The sequence below is a fragment of the Vibrio sp. 10N.247.311.13 genome, from assembly GCF_041467595.1.
Taxonomy (GTDB): domain Bacteria; phylum Pseudomonadota; class Gammaproteobacteria; order Enterobacterales; family Vibrionaceae; genus Vibrio; species Vibrio crassostreae_C.
This window is the reverse complement of the sequence record NZ_JBFSUX010000060.1, coordinates 1-17,670: the sequence shown is the minus strand read 5'-3', so window position 1 is coordinate 17,670 and position 17,670 is coordinate 1. Positions and strand designations below refer to the sequence as shown.

Here is a 17,670-nt window from a genome sequence, read left to right as displayed (position 1 = left end):
TAATTGGTATTTAATGCAGATGACCAAACCAAAATTCCGATACCTTGCGATCGCCAGTATGCTTCTCGGCACTATGGCTTCGCCAGGCTATGCAGCTCCGCTCACTTTTTCTGAAGCGTGGCAAATATTGCAAGAAAACAACAACTCACTTGCGGCTCAACAAGCCAACGTTGAACGTTATCAACACCTTCAGAACTCAACAAGTAGCCTTAATCTACCTTCTATTACCTTAGGGGCTAACTACACGCACCTTGATAGTGATGTGACGATTAATGGTGAACAGTTCGGTGACAGCTTAAGCGGCGTAAATCCAGCATTTGCTCCCTTCTTAGCTCAGTTAGGTGGCATCACCTCAACCATTACCGAACAAGACATCTTTAGCTCTTCCATTCGTGCTGTGTGGCCTATCTTCACTGGTGGTCGAATAACCGCTGCGCAAAATGCCGCTGAAGGTAAAAGCGAAGAAGCGCAAAGCCAACTGTTGATGGAGAAACAAGCTCGCTACGAAGACTTAAGTAAGTATTACTTCTCGGTGATCTTAGCGGAAGACGTGGTGAGAACGCGTCAAGCCGTTGAAGCAGGCTTAACTCAGCATCGTGATTTCGCCATCAAGCTTGAACAGCAAGGACAAATCGCCCGAGTAGAACGCCTACAAGCCGATGCTTCTTTAGATAAAGCGATTGTAGAGCGCACGAAAGCTCAGAACGATCTTAAAATTGCGCAATTGGCGTTGACCCAAATCCTTGGTCAAAATGAAAGTGTAGAACCCTCTGAACAACTGTTTATCAATAAGAACCTGCCTCATATGGACGTGTTCATTGACCAGACACTCATTACCTACCCCGGCCTTAAGATTCTTGATGCAAAAGAGAAACAAGCAAGCAGCTTAATTAAAGCCGAGAAAGGTAAATACTACCCAGAGGTTTACCTTTATGGTGATTACAGCCTTTATGAAGATGACTCTCTAGCCAGTGAAATGAAACCCGATTGGTTGGTTGGCATTGGTGTGAATGTGCCACTGCTTGATACCTCTGGCCGTTCCGACAAAGTCGCTGCGGCTCACAGTGCCGTATCACAGGTTCAATTCCTTAAGTCACAAGCTAAGCAAGACTTAACCGTGTTGGTACAAAAGACTTACCTTGAAGCAAACCAAGCCATTGAAGAGGTTCAAGGCCTAAACTCGAGCTTGTCTTTAGCTCAGGAAAACCTATTACTTCGTAAAAAAGCCTTCACACAAGGGTTATCTAACTCATTAGAAGTAGTTGATGCCGAGCTTTATCTTGCGAGCATTAAAACCCAGCAATCTGCTGCTCGCTTCAAATACCTAATCTCTCTCAACAAGCTGTTAGCGCTAACCAGCGAAATGAATGCTTACTCCAGTTACTTAACCTCCTCTGTTCCGTCTGATTTCGACTCAAAAACAGACACCGTTAGCCAGTCAAAAGGATAATTCATGAAACCTATTAAGCCCCTTCTTCTATCTTTAGTTGGTATCGGCGTTATTGGCTGGGTCGGATACAGTTTCTATCAAGCTTATCAACCTCAGCCGGTTAAGCTTCAAGGTCAAATCGATGTGCAGCAATACAGCATCTCATCGAAAGTACCTGGCAGAATTGATGAAATATTCGTGCGCAAAGGCGATTCGGTTGAAAAAGGCGAATTGATCTTCTCTCTACTAAGCCCTGAGATTGATGCGAAGCTAGAGCAAGCAAAAGCTGGTCAGAAAGCCGCTGGTGCATTAGCACAAGAAGCAGAGAATGGCGCGCGTACTCAACAGATCCAAGCGGCTAAAGACCAATGGTTGAAAGCCAAAGCAGCTGCCGATCTGATGGACAAAACCTACCAACGTGTAAACAACCTTTACAACGATGGTGTGGTTGCCGAGCAGAAGCGTGATGAAGCCAAAACACAGTGGCAAGCGGCGAAGTACACCGAAAGCGCTGCATTCCAAATGTATCAATTAGCGCAAGAAGGTGCGCGTGACGAAACCAAAGTGGCCGCCGCTCAAAAAGCGTTAATGGCAGCGGGTGCGGTAGCAGAAGTTGAAGCTTACGCAAAAGACACACAGATCCACAGCTGGTTTAATGGCGAAGTCTCTCAGGTTCTATTGAGCAGTGGAGAACTTGCACCACAAGGCTTCCCTGTTGTGACTGTTATCGACACCAAGGATGCTTGGGCTGTGCTCAATGTTCGTGAAGACATGCTTAAGCATTTCGAGAAAGGCAGCCAGTTTGAGGCGTACCTACCGGCTCTGGATAAATCATTAACTTTCCAAGTAACTCACATCGCCGTAATGGGTGATTTCGCAACTTGGCGCTCAACAGACGCAGCACAAGGCTTCGATTTACGTACTTTTGAAGTAGAAGCACACCCTGTCGATACGAGCGAAACACTGCGTATGGGCATGAGCCTAGTGGTTGAGCTTTAGGTGACTTATGTCTGCTAACTCTCAATATACTGGATCGCAATCTAGAGGCTCGCAATCAACTGAGCATCATAGAGCGAAGAATACCTTGCTTCGGCAGTGGGCGATTGTCCGCAAAGACAAATGGTTGTTGTCTTGCCTAACTTGGATTCCTTTGCTGCTTGCTGCCAGTATCTGGCTGATTTTTTCACAAGGGATCGCTCGTGACTTACCGGTCGCAGTTGTCGACCTTGAGCACAGTCAAATCTCGCAACAGTTCACACGCCTTGTTGATGCGTCACCAACGCTGCAAGTCACTCAGAAATACAGCTCTGCGAGTGATGCGGCGAAAGCGATGATCGAACGTGATATCTATGGTTATGTTGTGATACCAAGGCACTTCGACCGAGACCTTCTGCTCGGCTTGAATCCGCAAGTGTCTGTATTCTATAACAGCCAATTTATCTTAATCGGTAAGCTGGTGAACTCTGCCTTGCTGCAGGCTCAAGGGACTTTTAACGCGCAACTTGAAGTCGTGAAACAGCTGTCACACGGTGATACCACGGTGCAATCCGCATTAGGCCAAGCAGTAACGGTACAAAGCCAGATCACGCCGCTGTTCAACAAGAACACCAGTTATGCACAGTTCTTGGTGTCTGCGGTTATTCCTGCACTGTGGCAGATCATGATTGTGGTGGGCACGATATTGGTTTTGACGGCGAACGTTAGAGCTCGTGGGCTTCACGCTTGGTTATCCAACGCCCCTATGAAGTCACTCGCATCAACATTAACGCCCTACCTTGTCTTGTTTTTGATGTTTGGTATCGCGTTTAGTTTTTGGTTCTATGTGCTCTTAGACTGGCCATTTAACGGCAGCTTTGTGGCATTGACTATTGCCCAACTGCTAACCGTGATCAGTTGTATCATTATGGGTTGTTTGTTTTTCTTCTTAACACTTGATCCAGCAAGGGCGATGAGTTTCGCTGGCGCATTTACGGCACCAAGCTTTGCGTTCATGGGTATTACCTTTCCAGTAACAGATATGAATACAGCTGCTCAAATTTGGAGAAGCTTATTGCCCGTGAGTCATTACATCGAAGTACAAACGGCGCAGTCTAGTTATGGTGTGAGCGCAGCACAGTCTTTGATCAGCCTCTCTTCTATGTTGTGGTATGCAGTTCCTGCTTTCGTGGTAATGTTGCTAATTAAGAAACACTTGGCGCAATCAACTCTAACTGCACAAGCAGATCCATCTACAAAAGCAGCTATATCTGCAAAAACAACGCCGTCAACACAGCCAGAAGCATCAGCACAACAAGGAGTAAAACGATGAGCTTTACTCAACTGCTCAAGCAAGAACTCTTAGCGGTATTGCGCAACCCTGTCGTGCTTCTTACGGTATTTGGTGGTGTGGTCTTCTATTCCTTCTTGTATCCATTGCCTTACGCGAACCAAGTTCCTCAACAACTGAAAGCTTCGGTTGTGAACTTGGATAAGAGTCAAAGCAGCTATCAATTAGAGCGTATGGTGGATGCCACCTCTCAGATCGAATTGGTCCGTCGAGACTCCACCATCGCCGATGCGAAACAAGCCGTGCTTAACCAAGAGATTGGCGGATTCCTTGTCATTCCAGAAGATTTCTATAAAGACTTGTTGCTCGGTAAGAGCCCGACACTTTCTTACGCTGGTGATGCTTCTTACTTTTTGGTCTACGGAACCATTGTTGAAGGGCTTGCCAAGGCCGGTGGTACGTTAGCTGCGCAAGTTAAGGTCAGCCATTTGTTAGTCGAAGGTGTGCCTTTAGAATCGGCAGCCAAAGGCTACAGTGCATTCAGCTTGAACCTGAAACCAACGTTTAATAGTCGCATGGGATACATCGATTACGTAGTTCCAGCCGTCTTTGTGTTGATCCTGCAACAAACCTTAGCCATGGCTTCTGGTTTAGTGGGTGCAACCCAAAACGCTCAATCGACATTTGGCTACTGGAGTAAGACCTCTCCAGCGAAACTGATGCTTGCCCGCTGTTGTACCTTAGTCGGCATTTATTACCTGTTGTCGATGTACTATTTCGGCGCTAGCTTTTCGATGTATGGGATAAACCAGCTCGCCTCAACAACACAGATCTTAACCTTACTTCTGCCCTTCTTACTGGCCAGTTGTTTGATCGGGATTTTTATTGGTGAGTTAGTGCCACGAAGAGAGCTAGTCACGGTTGTAGTGTTAATCAGTTCAATGCCACTGATCTTCTCTTCAGGTTTTATCTGGCCAGTTGAAATGATGCCCGAATGGTTAGTGCTATTATCACAGCTGTTCCCAAGCACACCGGCTATCCAAGGTTTCTTAGCACTTGATCAGATGGGTGCATCTTGGCAAGAGGTGGCATCTCAATGGACATTACTCTGGGGACAAGTTTTGTTGTGGGGTTCGTTATTGGCACTTAAGCTCTACCACAAATCCAGCAAAAGCACGGTTGGCAATAGCAATAGTGATCGAGCCGTTTAGTTTTATGTGCTATCGGAAAGTAGTCATGCTTTCCGCTCATCAAAAAAGCTCTTATAAAGGGCTTTTTTAATATCCTAAGATCCGAATACACTTTCAGCCTTAGAATGTTTATACACCTCGAAAACATATCGAATACTCGAAATCCCCTACGCGCCCTCTATGTCCCTCCAGCCCATCACTCTGAATTCTCCTTCACCCGACTCTATAGCAGCTACTGCATATGCTTTTCTCAGCATAAAAAGCATCGACTTATTCCCAAATGATGACAAAACCCGAACAACTGTAAATTTATTGTGAAAATTTCTTTGTTGGCATTATTTTTATGTATAGGATTATCAGTGGGACTTGGTAGCCCGAATACCATAGTCTTATTGGTGCACATACCAAAAGGATATCCATACAAAGCAAGATCAGTACTTATATTTATTTCGTTTTTCAACCTAGCTACAGCCGTTTATGTTGCCGTCGAATGAAGTAGATAAACCACTGAGATATACAAATCAAATAGAAAACAAACACAACAGCAACAAACATAATTTATTAAAAAGACAGGGAAAACCATGAAAAACATACGTGAATTATTTTTTGGGTTTATATTATTGTTTAGTTCCAGTGCATTTGCAGAAGAAGGATCATTTAACCAAGCTATCAGCAACTTAAGTCAAAGTGTTGATGGTTTTTTCAACGAATACACAGGTTGGTTCGTTGGGCTGATATTTAAAAGTGTACCGATTGGTGAAGCTAACTTCCCAGTGATTGTTGGCTGGCTGTTGCTCGCTGCGATCATCTTCACTGTTTATTTTGGCTTTGTTCAATTTAAACGTGTCGGCATGGCGATAGACATTATCAAAGGTAAGTATACCGATCCTAACTCTAAAGAGGACGGCGAGGTTTCTCACTTTCAAGCGTTAACAACGGCGCTTTCTGGTACTGTCGGGCTTGGTAACATTGCCGGTGTAGGTGCTGCACTTGCGATTGGTGGCCCTGGCGCGACATTCTGGATGATCTTGTGTGGCCTTCTGGGTATGGCTTCTAAGTTCTGTGAGTGTACCTTAGGTGTGAAATACCGAACTATCCTACCTTCAGGTGTTGTTTCGGGTGGTCCAATGTACTACCTAAGCCAAGGTCTGGGTGAAAGAGGTTTAGGCGGACTAGGTAAAGTGCTCGCTATTGGTTTCGCATTAATGTGTATTTTAGGCGCATTAGGCGGCGGTAACATGTTCCAAGCTAACCAAGCACACGCCATGTTAACTTACGCATTTGATGTACCAAGTGAATACGGTGTGATCACTGGCCTTGTACTTGCCTCTTTAGTTTTCTCTGTGATTGTTGGTGGTATGCCTTCTATCGCATCGGTAACAGAAAAAGTTGTTCCTTGGATGGCTGCTCTGTATATCGGTATGGCTCTGATTGTTATCGGTTCTAACCTTGATCAAGTTGGCCCTGCGTTCAGCGCAATCTTTACAGGTGCATTTACTGGTGAAGGTGTTGTTGGTGGATTTATTGGTGCGCTAATTCAAGGCTTGAAACGTGCAACATTCTCGAACGAAGCAGGTGTAGGTTCAGCAGCTATCGCTCACTCAGCGGTTAAAACAAAAGAACCAATCACCGAAGGTCTAGTATCACTATTAGAACCGTTCGTTGATACGGTAATCATTTGTACAATGACCGCATTGGTTATCACTATCGCTGGTTTAAACGTAGGTCCATTCGATGGCTCTGGTTTAACGGGTGTAACGCTGACTGCTGCATCGTTTACTGAAACGGCAGAAGTATTCAAATACACACTCGCTCTCGCAGTAATCATGTTTGCGTTTTCTACCATGATCTCTTGGTCGTACTACGGTCTTAAAGCTTGGACTTACCTATTTGGTGAAGGCAAAACAACGGAGCTGATTTTCAAAGTGATGTTCTGTGTGTTTGTTGTTATTGGTGCCACGATTCAATTTGGTGCGGTAATCGACTTCTCTGATGCGGCTATCTTTGCGATGTCTATCTTCAACATTCTTGGTCTGTACTTCTTGATGCCAGTTGTGAAGAAAGAACTGCAATCGTTTGTTGCTCGTGTGAAATCAGGCGAAATCAAAACGTATGAGAAATAACGTTTAGTGGAATGAGGTTTTGCTCTAGTAGCTAACTGCATTCTAAGAAACGACACAGCTCTAAAAACGAAACTGTTCTAAAAATTTTTGTAAGACCCTTTGCTTGAGAAAGCGAGAACAGGACTGCAACTTATCCAAAATCCCTACCAGCTTGGCTTGTGGGGATTTTTTATGTCTGAACGATTAGGCGAATAACTACCTTCAATGCCCTGCTCACTCTTTTCACCCTTTTCACTCTGTTCATCATCGTGTTCAACATCGACACGACGAACCAACTCTTCTACTTTGATCATCTCTTTTTGCGCTAATGGCGAGCGACAATCATCGAAACAATAAGCTATGGTGCAGTTCTCACAAAGATACTCTGGCATCACTCCATCCCTTGTCGTCAAAGCAGCCAAATGCGAGCTAGCAATCGACTGCGTGTTCATCCTGAACAACACTATTATGCAGCGACTCTGAGCTGAAAATATGTATGCAAAGTCATTTAATAGACAACAAGTAACATATCATTGTGGATATACGTAACTATTCACAAATATCTAAGCAAACAATGAAAACACGCAAATAATCAATAATGAGAAAGCACCGGATCTATGCTCTCGACAAACGCAAAACGCCCACATCACGTGTGTGATGTGGGCGTTTCAATATTTAGTGCAAAACTAACGTTAGGTTGGTAAAGCCTTCGGCTTATAGACCCATCTCTTCAGTGAGAGTTTTGATCTGTTTGAGGTCCATGGTGTGGACTTCAATCATTTGTCTGATATCACTCAGTCGAGAGTTAGCGTTATCTTGCTTCTCACACGCGTCAGATTTCGCATCCCATGATGTGCCATCTAAGTAAACATCACACGCTTTCTTAAGAGAACCAAGATTCTGCTCGAGTTGATCTCTTTCTTTCTCAAGTTTTTCAAGTTCTTGAGAAATCTGTAATTCTTTTCGGAAAACTTCACGCGCACGCTCAAACAAAGTCGATTGCATGTCAGCCTGACGATTAAGTTTCTGGTTGTCTTGCTGAGTTTGCTCTAACGTTTGCTTCTGTTCATTTAGCTGTTGCTCTAACGAGTAGTTCGCCTTCTCTAAAACCGAAGACTGCTTCGCTAATTCCTGGAGCTCTTTTTGATGCTCTTCCGTTTGTTTCACTAGAGCGGCTTCTACTTTCGCATCGATTTCGGTATCAACTTTTGCCACTTTAGTTTCAACGGATGTCATCAACTGTGCTCTGCTGTCATGCAGTTCTTGATAACGAGTTTCGAGTACCTGGTAAGTGGACTCCCACTTAGAAGCCGTAACTGTAGAACCAATTAAGCCACCCAGTGCTAAACCTATAACCGCAGCAATGCCGATATAGAGCTGACTGCGCTTATCGCGTTCTTCTATAACAACCACTTCATCTTGTTCGCTTTGTCCAGACTGCTGGTTCACTAGCGGGTACTCCCAAAAATTTGTTTAACGTTACGCGGTCACTGGCACGAATGCCAATACTGATAGTGCAGGCTCAGTTAAACCTATCGCTCAAGCCAGAAGCACTTAAGCTGTACTAACACATTCATCCCACCTGTTTACAGGCAGGCTTAACGAGTTAACTCCGAAATCATCAAGCTGGCAGTATACAAAAGGAAGCTGCTAACGATAACTATCACTACCCATTTTTGCAGTTTTTCGTTTGTCCGGTAACGAAATAGTACAAATGCCAAAGCCAATAAAAAAACAATCGCTATTAGTCGAGTCATAACTCCTCCTTGTTTCTTTATTTTATACCATTTAAATAAGCAAGTTACGTCAGAGACTCGTTGTTTGATCATTTAGTTGAACAACATTTGTGCAAACAGATATTTTGTAGCTGACATCACATTTTATATGATCTAGGATACGCCTACAGATTACCTAATTATTTAGGTAATTGTTCCGATGAAGACTGCAGGAGAGTGGTTTTTAACTAAACATTAACATTTAGTTAGATTGACCCGCCGAAGAAGTAAATCTTTCAGGTGCTTTATGCTGGAGAAATCCAGAAAAGTGAGGACTGTCGTTGGAGGAACCTCTGGAGAGAACCGTTAGATCGGTCGCCGAAGGAGCAAGCTTAGTGCCCGTTACTTATCTATAAGTGATTCGCTAAGTGAAACTCTCAGGCAAAAGGACAGAGGAGTGGAAAGCAACAGCCTTAATTAACACAAGAATTCTATCTAGAAATCCGTATGTATTAAGTAGTGCCCCCGATCCCTGAGATCTGCACTGCCTTCCCTCTTCTCCTTAAATTTTTAATTTATTAAGGGGAATCTATGAACCACCTACAAGCTACACTACAAACCATTAACCAATTCGTTTGGGGACCACCACTGCTTATTCTGCTAGTGGGTACAGGTATCTACTTTACTTTTCGCTTAGGCTTACTCCAGTTTAGACACCTCCCAACTGCACTGAAAATGGTGTTCAGCAAAGACAAATCTGGTACGGGTGACGTATCGAGTTTCGCGGCTTTGTGTACTGCACTTTCAGCAACCATTGGTACAGGTAACATCGTTGGTGTAGCGACCGCAATCAAGATTGGTGGCCCTGGTGCCCTATTCTGGATGTGGCTTGCCGCTGTATTTGGTATGGCGACCAAGTACGCAGAATGTCTACTCGCCGTTAAATACCGCAGAACCGATAGCAATGGCGAAATGGTTGGCGGCCCAATGTACTACCTGCAATACGGTGTCGGCTCACGAATCTTAGCGGTAATGTTCGCTGTCTTCGCGCTCGGCGTTGCTTGCTTCGGTATCGGTACCTTCCCACAAGTCAACGCTATCTTGGACGCAACTCAAATCTCATTTGGCGCTTCGCGTGAGATGTCTACTGTCGTTCTTACGATATTAGTGGCAGTGGTTACCCTTGGTGGTATCCAATCTATCGCTAAAGTGGCAGGGAAAGTTGTTCCTACTATGGCGGTTATGTACGTCGTCGCGTGTTTAAGCGTTCTGATTTCAAATGCCGACCAACTACTGAATGCCATTACCCTTGTTGTGACTTCTGCGTTTACCAACACAGCAGCAACCGGTGGTTTCTTTGGCGCGAGCATCATGCTTGCTATCCAATCAGGTATCGCTCGTGGTGTGTTCTCGAACGAATCTGGCCTAGGTAGCGCACCAATGGCTGCAGCAGCGGCTAAAACAGACTCATGTGTGAAACAAGGACTTGTCTCTATGACAGGTACCTTCTTCGACACCATCATCATCTGTACGATGACAGGTTTGGCGCTTATCTTAACGGGTGCTTGGCAGACTGATCTTTCAGGCGCTGCGATGACCACTCACGCATTCGCTGTTGGTCTGAATGCAGATACCCTTGGCCCTATGTTGGTTTCTGTTGGCTTAATCTTCTTTGCGTTTACAACAATTTTAGGTTGGAACTACTACGGTGAGCGCTGTGTTGTGTTCTTGCTAGGTACCAAAGCTGTATTGCCTTACAAGATCATCTTCATTGCGTTGGTGGCTTCTGGTGCATTCTTAAAGCTCGACATGATCTGGATAATGGCTGATATCGTGAACGGCCTAATGGCAATTCCGAACCTAATCGGGCTTATCTTGCTGCGCCACGTTGTTATCGAAGAAACCAAGCTATTCTTCAAACCGTTGACGTCTTCAAATGATTGTGAAGCAGTTAAAGCGTAAACTGAAGTGATTGAATACCAAGCCCGCATTCAACTGCGGGCTTTTTTATTTTCATCACATAGCGAAACGTCTTAAATTATTATGCAGCACATATGCCCTTATAAATAACAAGAATATTAAATCGACCACTATGCGATTTAATAAAGAAGATAGAAGACTACTAAAAAGAACACTAATAAAACCAACACTTAATTAGATATTACTTATATTTAACAGATTGTGCGTAGGTGTCAGGCGTTTTGTAACAAACATATTAAATTTCTTTTTGTTTCAACGACACAAAAAACCAGAAGAATAAAACATGTGACTTTAATTCATATATTAGTCAGTTTATAGTCATCTACATTGTAGAGAGAATTATAATAAAAATAAAACGTTGGCTATATGATCAGATTCGACCCGATTAAAAACCGTATTTATAACGATGAACGTTCTATTAAAGTAGGATACCGTGAAACTCGGGTCCTGGAGTTATTACATAAAAACTCACCCGATATTGTTAACAAACAAGATATTATTAGCTTCGCTTGGGGAAACGAGTTCATAGGGGATACGTCACTAGCGAAAAGTATAAGTTTACTGCGCCAAGGGTTCGTTAGATTAGGCATCAAAGAAACCCCAATCGTCACCGTTCCTAAGGTGGGCTATCGCCTTATCGATGAGTGCGTGGTAATCGACTCCCCCATCAATAATGCAGCCACAACTCCCCTTGCTGATGCGAGCAACCTGATACCCGTCGGCAATAACGGTATTGCTATCGGTGCAGCTGTTGCAGTCGAACCTAAGCCTAACCCTAAACAAAGTTCGTCGGCTTACTTTCCCACTGCTGAAAACCGAAACAAGTTGTGCTACTTCACCACTGGCTGCTTACTGTTGGCATCAGCGTTATTGGCTTTTGCTAAGGTTAATGAGAGAAACCTCAGCGATATCAAACCCGTTAACCGGCTCAGCGAGCAATGGATAGGTCAAATACAAGTTTTCCAAGCCCCTGAAATGGCGATGACGCCAGAGCTAGAAAGCATTCTCTATCAGTATCAATGTGATTGCGTGGCGTACATTAGCGAAGAAGCGGAATATTCTGAGCTCTCTATTCTGAACAAAGCCACACGCCAGTCCGTCAACATCTTTTACACGCCAACCCAACTAGATCAAGCCAGTACCGAACTGGCCCTATTCCTAGAAAGAGGTCAATTATGATGCCAATCGTTGCGCTCATTTCTGCATTCGTTTTATTGGTTGGCATATGGAGTATCCCTTCGCCCCAACCAAAAGAAGAGCATCGCTACCAACATAGCGTGGTGGACCTGATAGTGAATGACAATGTATTACGTACCGACGGATTAACGAAAATAAGTAACAACAAGGTGCTGCACCTGATGTCCGTTCAAGACGACAACATGCCCGACCCACTTGTTCTGCGATTCAGAGGAACAGCCCGTCCTTCTCAATCACTTTTCTTTTCTATTTCTGGCACCATTGACTTAGTCTCTGTGCAAAAAATAAATAAAACAATGAATGACAGCCGATTGGCGCCTTACCTGTTAATCAACAATGACCCATTAACGGTAAAGATTGATATCTTAAGTTCGAATGATTTATTTGCCATCATTAAAACGTGTAATACAGGCCGAACGCAACTTCTGGCCAAACGATAATTAGAGATAGTTTACCACTAGCAACAAGTGCCCTATTATCAAGTAGCAAGCTTTTCCGATATTACACATAAAAAACGGATGGTTATTTTCATTATTTTATCAGTAATACAATTATTACAGTCTTCCTTACTTTAAGTGTTTGCATTTTAAAACCGATAGCAAAGCAAAATATTCAAGTTAGATTTTTACTCTTTGTCACTCACTACCTGCCCACCTTAAAACTACGAGTATTGTGGATGGTTATACCTGTTCTTCTAATTAACCATTCATACAAACGCCAAAAATAACGTCAAATAATTTTGACGTCTAAGCCCGAATAATGGGCCTTCATTTTTCTAAAAACGGTTTGAGCCCCATCAAACAATTTACGTTCAGTTGCATACTCTTTCACCGTAAAAACACTAATGACAATACAAGTCATTGAATTAACTTGGTAATTTAATTCAACCCTTTTCAGTATCTATCTATTTATCAACATGAAAAAGTGAACTTGTCTTGTTAACTGCACGGCACACAAAACATTATCAAAATAGAAAAATTACAAATGAGGGAATTGTTAATGATCACAGTAAACAGAAGTCTCTTAGCAACCGCAGTGTTGTCTGTTCTATCAACCGGTGTAAATGCGAAGATTTACCCAGACCAAATAGTGTTTGACCAACTTGGTGAAGATGTCTGTCGCTCTGGTTATCGTCCTATAGACCGTTATGAAGCAGAAGAGCAGAAGAGTACTTTGGTCGCTCGCATGGGCACTTGGCAGATCACCGGGTTAAAAGGAAACTGGGTAATCATGGGGCCGGGTTATCATGGCGAAATTAAGCAATCAAGCAGTGGGTCAACGTTCTGTTACCCAAACAACGACCAATCTGAAATCCCTAACTATTCCGCCAAATCGGTTCAGGAAGGCAGCGAAATCGATGTTCAGTATGAATTAGTGAACAACCGTAACGACTTTGTACGCCCATTAAGCTACTTAGCCCACAACCTAGGTTACGCTTGGGTTGGCGGTAATAACAGTCAGTACGTGGGCGAAGACATGACGATAAAGCGCTCTGGCAACAGTTGGGTAATACAAGGAAATAACAATGGCTCTTGTAGCGGCTATCGCTGTGATGAAAAAACCAAAATCACCGTCGACAATTTTGCCTACACCGTTAACGACGACAACTTTTGGCATGGTGATGTTGTCGAGTCGGATCGTGAACTAGTGAAAACGGTTTACGCGACGGCAAGAAACAACAGCAACATCGCGCAACAAGTGGTGGTAGACCTAAAAGTAGACGAATCAACAAACTGGTCGAAAACGAACAGCTACGGATTCTCACAGAGCGTTCAAACAGAGAACACCTTCAAGTGGCCTTTGGTTGGCGAAACTAAGCTCACCGTTAAGTTCGAGGCTAACCAAAGCTTCGCTGAAACAAATGGCAACTCCACTAGCGAACAAGTAACACTTCAAGCTCGTCCTATGGTTCCTGCGAATTCGGAGCTACCGATTCGAGTTGAGCTGTATCGTTCAAGCATCTCTTACCCGTACCGATTCAACGCCGATATTAGCTACGATGTTGAATTCAACGGCTTCCTTCGTTGGGGTGGCAACGCGTGGCACTCTCATCCAGATAACCGCCCGTACAAGGCTCATACCTTCACCATGGGCCGTGGCAGCAGTGAATCTGCCGACATTCGCTACCAATGGGATCACCGTTACATCCCAGGTGAAACTAAATGGTGGGATTGGGGCTGGGCGATTAAAGAAGCTGGCTTATCAAGCATGCAATACGCGACTGGCGGAAGCTTACGCCCCTTCCACTCTTACGTGTCTGGAGATTTCTACGCTGAATCTCAATTTGCAGGTACTATCGAAATTGGACAAGCAACACCAATTACTAACAATCTACGCAGCAAAAGAAGTACTGATTCCGTCAACGAATCTACTGAGCGCATTGGCGACATCGAAGTTACCACCAACTTTAACGCCGATGAGTTGAGTGACTTAGGTTTCGAAGGTGCTGAGATGAACATTAGCGTCGTTGAATAACTGCGCTGTAGAATAAGATCGGTACAAAGATCTACCAGTAATAAAGCACAAAGCCCACGACACATCGTGGGCTTTCATATATTCATGTTCAACTGAAAACGGTGAACTACACAGGCTCTTCCATCAGAAGCTTAACACCCAGCCCAACCAGCACCATGCCCGTCACGCCTTCCATCCACTTCATAAAACTCGCGTTTTTGAGCAAATTTTTAGCCGAGTTAAGCGCGCCAGCCAAACCACATTGCCATACCATCGCAATCATAAAGTGTACCGAAGCCATCAACATAGATTGCAATAAAGGCGAACCTTCAGGGTTTACAAATTGAGGTAAAAAGGCCAGATAGAAAACTGCTGTTTTTGGGTTAAGAACGTTAGACAGAAAGCCTTCACGCAAAGAACGCTTTGCACTGTAAGCCTGCTGAGCTTGTTCTCCGACCTTCAAACCGCCACCGTTTTTCATCAACGCTCGCAAACTGCTTAAGCCAAGCCAGATGAGGTAAACCGCACCTACCATCTTAACGGCTTGAAAGAGTTCAGCGGATTGGGCGAGGATTGCAGATATACCCACAGCAGAGAAAAACGCGTGTACATACAAGCCGCTACAAATACCAAAGCTCGTCATACAACCGTCAGCTAAGCCAGAGCGGCTAGTATTGCGAATCACCAAAGCCGTATCTAAGCCCGGCGTTAGCGTTAAAATAGTGATGGCAATTAGAAATGCCTCAAAGTTCAAAATATCCATATCATTGTCATTTTTGTTCAGCGATCTATCATCAATACCGTGTATCTGAACAATTCGCAAGCAACAATTGCCACCAGCTATACAACTCACTGATTTTGTGCACAATAGAACAGTTTGATTTGTTAAGAAATAGTAAATTCAAGGCATCGTACCGCCTCATGCTTTTCTCGCTATATCTTCGACTGCGAAGGTCGGCGTCATTAAAAAGCAAAGCCATAATCAAAGTACACGAGATGAACCTTAACGCTGACGCAGCCCTAAGGATCATTTAAAGAAACCAAATTAAGAGTAGTCAAATGAGCGCATTCAAAAAACTAGTCGAACACTCTCAAAAATGTTCACGCTTTCAACACCTAGCTTCTATTTGTGGTTGGGACCAAGCTTCAATGATGCCAGCAGGTGGTAACCAAGCTCGTAGTGAAGCGATGGCCGAGCTTTCTGTTCATATTCACGGCTTAATGACTCAACCACAGCTTGGCGATTGGATTGCAGACGCTGAAAATGAAGCGCTGAACACTGAGCAACAATCGTCACTTCGTGAAATAAAACGCCAGTGGCAACAAGCAAACCTACTTCCAGAAAAACTGGTTGAAGCGAAATCTCTATCGGGTTCAAAATGTGAACATGCGTGGCGTAGCCAACGCGGTAACAACGACTGGGTTGGATTCGAAAAGAACTGGCGTGAAGTGGTTGAGCTTTCTCGTGAAGAAGCGCAGATTCGCGCAGACGCAGCCAATCTAACGCCTTATGATGCGATGCTGGATATTTATGAACCGGGCACCAGCTCTACTTCACTTGATACCCTATTTGCAGACGTTAAAACTTGGCTTCCAGGTTTAATTGATGAAGTGATCGAAAAACAATCGAGCGAGCAATTTAACGCACCATCAGGTATCTATTCGACCGAGAAACAGAAAGCACTGGGTTTAGAAGTCATGAAGCTGCTTCAGTTCGATTTTGAACACGGCCGATTGGATGAAAGTGTTCACCCATTCTGTGGCGGCGTGCCTTCAGACGTGCGTATCACAACACGCTATGACGAAGCGGAATTCGTTCAAAGCTTAATGGGTATTGTGCATGAAACAGGCCACGCACGTTACGAACAAGGCTTACCAAAACACCTAGCAGGACAACCAGCGGGGGAAGCTCGTTCTATGAGCATTCATGAATCTCAATCTTTATTCTTCGAGATGCAAGTCGGCCGCAGCGACCCGTTCATTGGACACTTAGCGAACTTGGCTGGTCAGCAATTCTCAGGCTCAGAATTTGAGAAAGAAAACTTCCAGAAGATCTACACGCGCGTGAAGAAAGACTTCATCCGTGTCGATGCTGATGAACTCACCTACCCTGCACACGTTATCCTGCGTTACGAGATTGAGCGTGACTTGATCAACGGCAAGATCAAACACACTGACGTGCCAGAGTTATGGAATACCAAGATGCAGTCTTACCTTGGTTTAAGCACTCAAGGCAACTTCACTAACGGCTGTATGCAAGACATCCACTGGACAGACGGCGCATTTGGTTACTTCCCATCGTACACATTAGGTGCGATGTACGCGGCGCAGTTCATGGCTTCAATGAAGAAAACGGTAGATATAAACTCTGTGATTGAAAGCGGTGACCTATCCCCTATCTTCACTTGGTTAGAATCAAACATTTGGAGCAAAGGCAGCCTGCTGACCACTGATGACTTGGTGAAAGGTGCAACGGGCGAAACCTTGAATGCGCAATACTTCAAAGACCATTTGAGAAGTCGTTATCTGTAGATAAAACGCCCAACTACATTGAAGGTTTCTACTTGCAGAGCTTGCTGTGTAAGTAGAACCAAGCTGAAAAAAGCATAGTACAAGTATTGTAAGTCAAAAGTCACAATTATGGCTGAAGGGTAGCTTTGGTTCTAACTAGAAAAGGGGCACTTCTGAGTTACGAAGTGCCATCTGTGAAGGTTCTGGACATTTCCGAGTTGCGTTTTATCTAATTTAGTAAGTCATGAATTAACAGAAGTAGGGCAAGTCGCTTAGTCGAATGTCCAGTATCACTGGTGCAGATCAGTTCAATTAGAGCCTTGTTTTCGTTTCAGTTAACTTTAAGTTCGAGTTTTGATGGATTACACCCTTTATATAGGAGTGTGAGGTATCAAGCTGACTATCTCTTCAGTCATGTCACTTTCCCTGTACCTTTAAATAATATAAAAGATATCATACAGTTTGTTGTGATTTTACCCCCAGCCCGTGAAGATAAAGTGACTAAATGGTTGATGTGATACATAGCAATTGTTCACAACTAAAGTTCATAAGGATGGATGACTTTTAGTAGGGAAAATGTTCGCATCCTAAACGATGTAGAGTATTCAATCTAAGTGATTTTGGGGCAGATCTGAGCTAGCAGGCACTTTGCAAGAAAAGCGCCACGAGTAAAGCTTCAGGCTTATGAAGCCTCTGGACATTTCCGTTTTAGCAAGATTGCCAATTAAGCAAAGCATGAATTAAAAGGATAGAAAAAGTCGCTTACGTGATTGCCCTATCTGGCAGGGTAGATGTCACTGTTAAAATTTAACCAGTTTGGGCGATA

General features: G+C 44.0%; 13 protein-coding genes and 1 riboswitch. Of the genes, 10 read left to right on the top strand and 3 right to left on the bottom strand.

Features of this window, described 5'->3' with window-relative positions:
* The first annotated feature begins 13 nt into the window (after positions 1 to 13).
* The 5 genes from AB6E52_RS19040 (at position 14) to AB6E52_RS19020 (ending at position 7,008) form a co-directional block, all read left to right on the top strand.
* Positions 14 to 1,450 (top strand): TolC family protein, encoded by a 1,437-nt coding sequence (locus AB6E52_RS19040; protein WP_102320371.1) that lies wholly within the window; start codon positions 14 to 16, stop codon positions 1,448 to 1,450.
* Positions 1,451 to 1,453: 3 nt separating this feature from the next.
* Positions 1,454 to 2,428 (top strand): HlyD family secretion protein, encoded by a 975-nt coding sequence (locus tag AB6E52_RS19035; RefSeq protein ID WP_017070946.1) that lies wholly within the window; start codon positions 1,454 to 1,456, stop codon positions 2,426 to 2,428.
* A 7-nt stretch (positions 2,429 to 2,435) separates the two neighbouring features.
* Entirely contained in the window at positions 2,436 to 3,737 is a 1,302-nt protein-coding gene (locus tag AB6E52_RS19030; RefSeq protein WP_065583586.1) for an ABC transporter permease, read from the top strand.
* Positions 3,734 to 4,906, top strand: coding sequence for an ABC transporter permease (locus AB6E52_RS19025; RefSeq protein ID WP_102320370.1), 1,173 nt, complete (start codon positions 3,734 to 3,736; stop codon positions 4,904 to 4,906). Before AB6E52_RS19030 ends, AB6E52_RS19025 begins: the two co-directional genes overlap by 4 nt.
* Positions 4,907 to 5,466: 560 nt before the next feature.
* The gene (locus AB6E52_RS19020; RefSeq protein ID WP_017059723.1) at positions 5,467 to 7,008 is read left to right on the top strand and encodes a sodium:alanine symporter family protein; all 1,542 of its coding nucleotides are present in this window, start codon (positions 5,467 to 5,469) and stop codon (positions 7,006 to 7,008) included.
* A gap of 143 nt (positions 7,009 to 7,151) precedes the next feature.
* On the opposite strand, the gene AB6E52_RS19015 is transcribed toward AB6E52_RS19020, so the two are convergent.
* Together AB6E52_RS19015 and AB6E52_RS19010 are read right to left on the bottom strand one after the other, a co-directional pair.
* Positions 7,152 to 7,379, bottom strand: coding sequence for a hypothetical protein (locus tag AB6E52_RS19015; RefSeq protein WP_065584878.1), 228 nt, complete (start codon positions 7,377 to 7,379; stop codon positions 7,152 to 7,154).
* A 322-nt stretch (positions 7,380 to 7,701) separates the two neighbouring features.
* Complete coding sequence (locus AB6E52_RS19010; protein ID WP_017059725.1) at positions 7,702 to 8,436, bottom strand: chromosome segregation ATPase; 735 nt, start codon at positions 8,434 to 8,436, stop codon at positions 7,702 to 7,704.
* Between the two features lie 609 nt (positions 8,437 to 9,045).
* A riboswitch (glycine riboswitch) is annotated at positions 9,046 to 9,165 on the top strand.
* 128 nt (positions 9,166 to 9,293) lie between these two features.
* Between AB6E52_RS19010 and AB6E52_RS19005 the strand changes: the two genes are divergently transcribed.
* The 4 genes from AB6E52_RS19005 (at position 9,294) to AB6E52_RS18990 (ending at position 14,354) form a co-directional block, all read left to right on the top strand.
* A complete protein-coding gene (locus tag AB6E52_RS19005; RefSeq protein WP_102320369.1) occupies positions 9,294 to 10,664 on the top strand; it encodes a sodium:alanine symporter family protein in 1,371 nt (456 codons plus the stop codon).
* A gap of 384 nt (positions 10,665 to 11,048) precedes the next feature.
* Positions 11,049 to 11,861: a winged helix-turn-helix domain-containing protein gene (locus tag AB6E52_RS19000; RefSeq protein ID WP_017063797.1), complete on the top strand. Its 813-nt coding sequence runs from the start codon at positions 11,049 to 11,051 to the stop codon at positions 11,859 to 11,861.
* Positions 11,858 to 12,319: a hypothetical protein gene (locus tag AB6E52_RS18995; protein WP_017059728.1), complete on the top strand. Its 462-nt coding sequence runs from the start codon at positions 11,858 to 11,860 to the stop codon at positions 12,317 to 12,319. The genes AB6E52_RS19000 and AB6E52_RS18995 overlap by 4 nt, the downstream gene beginning before the upstream one ends.
* A 559-nt stretch (positions 12,320 to 12,878) precedes the next feature.
* Positions 12,879 to 14,354, top strand: a complete 1,476-nt coding sequence (locus tag AB6E52_RS18990) for an aerolysin family beta-barrel pore-forming toxin (RefSeq protein WP_017063796.1) — start codon at positions 12,879 to 12,881, stop codon at positions 14,352 to 14,354.
* A gap of 106 nt (positions 14,355 to 14,460) precedes the next feature.
* Here the strand turns inward: AB6E52_RS18990 and AB6E52_RS18985 are convergent, their stop codons facing one another.
* Entirely contained in the window at positions 14,461 to 15,096 is a 636-nt protein-coding gene (locus tag AB6E52_RS18985) for a LysE family translocator (RefSeq protein ID WP_017058961.1), read from the bottom strand.
* 296 nt (positions 15,097 to 15,392) lie between these two features.
* Between AB6E52_RS18985 and AB6E52_RS18980 the strand changes: the two genes are divergently transcribed.
* Complete coding sequence (locus AB6E52_RS18980) at positions 15,393 to 16,865, top strand: carboxypeptidase M32 (RefSeq protein WP_102320368.1); 1,473 nt, start codon at positions 15,393 to 15,395, stop codon at positions 16,863 to 16,865.
* Positions 16,866 to 17,670 lie beyond the last annotated feature (805 nt).